The 2,339-nt window shown below is 69.5% G+C and carries 1 protein-coding gene; it reads right to left on the reverse strand.

The window, feature by feature from the left end:
* Positions 1 to 804: 804 nt before the first annotated feature.
* Positions 805 to 2,082 carry an HNH endonuclease signature motif containing protein gene (locus tag ABT299_RS52485; protein ID WP_500255450.1) on the reverse strand — a complete coding sequence of 426 codons (1,278 nt, stop codon included), beginning with the start codon at positions 2,080 to 2,082 and terminating at the stop codon, positions 805 to 807.
* Positions 2,083 to 2,339 lie beyond the last annotated feature (257 nt).

Genomic DNA, 2,339 nt, shown 5'->3' on the forward strand with positions numbered 1-2,339 from the left:
TTTTTGTCGCCCCCCGCCCCCCGGGGGGGGGGGGGGGGGGGGGCCCCCCCCCCCCCCCGCCCCCGGGTCGCGCCACCCCACCACCCCCTTCCGTCAGGTGCGAAATCCACTGCTGCGTGATGCAAAGGGTTCGAAGGGGAAGCAGGAAGAGCCGTCTTCCATGCGGTGTTGGCGTGCTCTGGCGTTGCGGTCTGAAAGGGAATGCGCTGCGTTCACCCAGGCTGCGGCATTGGCCATTGCATTAATATCGCGCTGTCGTGTCGGCATCGCATTGTCATGGGGCAGGCTGGCTTACCCATCGTGGGGGTGAATGCGGACGGACCGGCGCAAGGCGTGGCCGGTGGGGGTGGCGCGCCGGGGCGGGGTGGGTTTTGCGGTTCTGGTCCGGGGCGGTGTCGGTCGGTGTTGCTGGGAGGCGTAGTGAACGGGTGGGCCGGGGCCTCCGCTAAGCGCCGTCTGGACAGGACAGGCGCAGCCGGTGTGAGGCGGTCGCCTGTGGTGTGGGCCCGCCAGGGCCGCCCGTCATGGGTGGATGCGGGCGGAGCGGCGCAGGGCGTAGCCGGGTGTGGTGTTGCCGAGGGTGGGTGGTGACGCGGTCCAGTCCAGGGGCGGTGTGGGCAGGCCGGTCTGGTGAGCGGTGTAGTTGGCGGTTGGGCGGTCTCCAACGGGCCGTCCGGTGGGCATGCGCCACCGGTGTGGGACGGTCGCCTGTGGTGTGGGCGTGCCGGGGCCGCCCGTCATCGAGGTGAATGCGGGCGGACCGGCACAGGGCACGGCTGGGAGTGGTGTTGCAGTGGTGGGTGGTTATGCGGCCCAGTCGAGCGCGGGGTTGTCAGGTGGGCCGATGCTGCCTGGTGGTCCGGCCCCGGTTGCGGATGCTCGGGCGTCGAGTGGTGGGAGTAGCCGGTAGACGTATCGCCCGTCCTGATCCTTGGTGATCTGGATCTGGTCGGGGTTGGTGTGTTTGAAGCGGTTGTGCCATCCGCAGGTGAGGGCGAGTTGGTCGATGTCGGTGGGCGATCGTCCCAGTGCCCATCCGTGGACGTGGTCGACCTCGCACAGCGTTCCGGGGATCTCACAGCCTCGCACCGCGCACGAGGGGTAGAGCGTCTCCAGTACCTGTCGTTGTGCTGCGGAGGCGAACCGTTCCCGGTAGCCGAGGTAGAGCGGTGTGTTTCCGCGTCCGAGCAGGAGGGGTGAGACTCCGGCGGCCAGTGCGATGCGGCGGGCTTGGGCGGCGGGGATCGGGGTGCCGTCGGGCAGGCGGGCCGGGGCGTTGCCGCCGGTCAGCGTCTCCAGGTCACAGATGACGGTGACCTTCGATGCCTTGTGCCCGCCTGAGAGCACGCTCGACAGTGCCGCCGCCGTCCGCTCGGCGAGGTCGCGTCGGTCGTCTGGTCCGGCCGGCTTGGCCAGCGGAGCGAGCGTGCCGTCCCAGATCGCGCCGTCCTCGGGGTTCAGCCAGCCCTTGACGTAGCGGCCACCGTCCAAGGAACGCGTGGTGGTCAGCCACGACTTGTCGTAACCGCGCTTGGTGTCCTCGTCGGGGGCGTCCTCGATGTCGTCGCGTTCGGCGATGAGGTCACGGATGCGGCGCCCGAACGCGGCGACCTTCCCGGCCGAGAAGCCCTGCTCGACGAAGCCCAGCAGGGTCGTCTCGGCCTCGGCGCAGTCGGTGTCGTCCAGGCGGGCCACGGCCTCGGTGATGGTGGCGGCGTAGCCGTAAGACAGCTCCCCGGCGGCGAGGCGTTCGGTCACCTGCGGGAGACGGTGGCGCTGCCGGGCGAGGGCGAGGCGCTCCTTGGCTCGGCTGTCGCGCATGCCCAAACTCGACCGCAGCCACGCTTGGGTGGAGGGATATCCCCACCGGGCCTGCTCCCCGCTTGCGTCGACTCGGCCGATGAATCCGGCGAGGACGCTTTCCTGCAGATCGGACGCGGCCACAAGAGTTTCGGTGAGTTCCAAGCACGCGGCCGCTGATTCCGGGGCTTCTCGCGATGCGAGTTCAGTGGCGATGGCCGAGAGCGCGTTCACCAGTTCCATGGTGGACGCGGCCCCAAGCTCGACCATCACTGATTGCATACGTAAATAGTACCCTGTGTGACCGACATTCGAGGCCGTTCAAGGCCGTTCGAGGCACATTCTTCCCGGTATTTTTCGGGCTGGGAAAGGCGGCTGGACCGCGTGGCCTATTGTCGATCTTCGTACCTCGCGGAAGGGGGAGTTCGTCTCTTGGTTCCTGACGGAGGGGGTGGTGGGGTGGCGTGGCGCGACCCGGGGGCGGGGGGGGGGGGGGGGGCCCCCCCCCCCCCCCCCCCCGCCGCCCCAGCGCCCCAAAA

It is taken from the genome of Spirillospora sp. NPDC000708 (genome assembly GCF_040299565.1).
Taxonomy (GTDB): Bacteria; Actinomycetota; Actinomycetes; order Streptosporangiales; family Streptosporangiaceae; genus Spirillospora.

Excerpts from the sequence above, each read along its gene's own strand:
- ABT299_RS52485 (WP_500255450.1), bottom strand. The coding sequence starts at position 2,082 with ATGCAATCAGTGATGGTCGAGCTTGGGGCCGCGTCCACCATGGAACTG.